Origin of the sequence: Moorena sp. SIO4A1, assembly GCF_010672065.1 — a bacterium.
GTDB lineage: Bacteria > Cyanobacteriota > Cyanobacteriia > Cyanobacteriales > Coleofasciculaceae > Moorena.
This window is the reverse complement of the sequence record NZ_JAAHHX010000322.1, coordinates 1-2,266: the sequence shown is the minus strand read 5'-3', so window position 1 is coordinate 2,266 and position 2,266 is coordinate 1. Positions and strand designations below refer to the sequence as shown.

The following is a 2,266-nucleotide window of genomic DNA, read 5'->3' as shown; positions in this document are numbered from 1 at the left end:
TGGCGAGCACTGGTGTTGGGCTTAACCAAAGAAGCTATTGTCGATGGTCGTGAATTTGAAGCCTTGAGCAATGTATCCACAGAAGTTAAGGCAGTGACACAGACCATACCAGAGAGCAAACAGCTATTGGATGAGGAATTTACCCGCGATCGCTTACAACAAGAATTAGGTGCAACGGTTTACCCGATTATTCACATAGCTACTCATGGTGAATTCGGCACTGAACCGGAGGATACTTTCCTAGTCACCGGGGAAAATGATCAACTCACCATTGATGAATTAGATCGGGTAATTCGCAGCGTAGCTAGTACTACTGAGCCAGTGGAGTTAATCTCCCTCACTGCCTGTCGAACTGCCACTGGTGATGACCGAGCAGCCTTAGGTTTAGCAGGTGTAGCTGTTCAAGCAGGAGCCAGAAGTGCCTTAGCCTCGCTTTGGTTCATTAATGATCAAACCACTGCCCAAATTGCCGCCCAATTTTACCAGGGTTTGCGACAATCAAACTTAAACAAAGCCCAAGCCCTTCGTGCTGCTCAAATCGCTTTACTGGAAGCAGGAGGACAATATGCTCGCCCCGCCTATTGGGCACCTTATCTAGTAATTGGAAATTGGTTTTAATCTTAGGTGTATAACAGGTCTATGAATCAGTATTCTACTATTATGAGATGAAATAGCTAGATGCCATAGTGTCCAACCAACTTGAGTCAACCTGCGTCTGTTGCACAACTAGTCTAAGGATTTTTGGCCATTGGTGCCAGAGCGATCGCAAACAGCCTGATCAATGTCCCCACCCCGCTCTTGCCTAGACGGGGCTTCCAAACATCGGACTATTTTTTGTGAGTTGAGTTAGACAAACTCTTATATACTAACCAATGACTGCTAAACAGCTTGCTACCATCGTGAACAAAGTTCCTATTCTCAGCATTGACTTAGGTCGCACCTCCACTAAAGCTTGTATCAGCCGTTACCCCGATGGTGTAGTGCTCATTCCTGCCAACGTTGCCCATCTTACCGTTGAGCAAGTGCGTCGGGGTGGGTTTGAAGCTCGACTGGGTGACCCTCTATTAGATATTTGGCTGGAGTATCAAGGCAAAGGATACGCCATTGGACAACTAGCTGCTGACTTCGGAGCTAACTTGGGTGTTGGTCAATCGAAAGTAGAAGATGCCTTGATAAAAGTTTTTGCCTGCGTAGGACATTTCGAGCTTCAAGGTGACTTGGCAATTATCATGGGATTGCCCTACCATTCCCAAGAGCAGTTTGAGCGTGAAAAAGAGGAATTAATTGGTATCCTGGCTTCTCCTCATGTCATGTACTACAGAGGGGAACAAGTCTCGATTACGATTAAGAAAGTTTGGGTAATACCAGAGGGCTATGGTAGCTTGATCTGGGTTGAAGTTCAGGAAAACGATCCATCCGATGGCGGATTACATGACCGTTCCGTCGCCGTTGTGGATATTGGCCACCAAACCACTGACTTTATAATGGCAGATTCGTTCCGATTTGCTAGAGGAGCATCTCAGAGTGAAGCATTTGCCATGAATGAGTTTTATGATCAATTAGCTACCCAAATTCAGGGAGCTGACAGTCAATCGTTACTATTAATCAAAGCGGTTAATCGTCCAGAGGGAGAGCGCTTTTATCGTCCTAAGGGTGCTGCTCAGCCCACAGACCTCGACGAAATTATACCGAGTTTGCGCAAAAGTTTTGCCCGTGAACTATCTGATCGCTTGCTCGCTTGGCTACCAGAACGCACCACAGACGTAGTCGTGACCGGTGGTGGTGGACAATTCTTCTGGAATGATCTTCAACTTATCTTTAAGGAAGCTAGACTCAAGGGTTACTTAGCTCAACCCTCTCGAAAAGCGAATGCTTTGGGACAATACATTTATGGAGAGGTGCAGAAGCAATCAGCATCTCGATAAATTTTATTGTAATTATCCAGTAGGATTATAGGAATAATTCCCATGGCAGCGATCGCAAAAAAAGTAAATAAAACAGTAGCATTTACCACTAACCGGGAGGATCAAGCCCTACTAAAGGCAGTGGAGAAAGAACTAGCTAAGGGTCAGTATCCTAGCTTTAGCATGTTTTGCAAGCAAGCTATCCAAGAGTTTCTGTTAAAACCAGAATCCTCTCAGGAAAAAGCATCCTCCCAGGAAGCAACCGAGGAAACAACCGAGGAAACAACAGGTGTTGGAAATCTTGAAGACAAGCTAACCCAACTGCAGCAGCAATTAACTGAAGTGGTACAGGCTTTATCGGT

Annotated in this window: 2 protein-coding genes and 1 pseudogene; all 3 read left to right on the top strand. The window is 45.5% G+C overall.

Features of this window, described 5'->3' with window-relative positions:
- A partial coding sequence (locus F6K53_RS37765; protein WP_293084814.1) for a CHAT domain-containing protein occupies positions 1-618 on the top strand: 618 nt, incomplete at its 5' end.
- Between the two features lie 254 nt (positions 619-872).
- Positions 873-1,925 (top strand): ParM/StbA family protein, encoded by a 1,053-nt coding sequence (locus F6K53_RS37760; RefSeq protein WP_075900799.1) that lies wholly within the window; start codon positions 873-875, stop codon positions 1,923-1,925.
- A gap of 42 nt (positions 1,926-1,967) precedes the next feature.
- Positions 1,968-2,266, top strand: a pseudogene (locus F6K53_RS37755) (hypothetical protein); the annotation flags it as partial.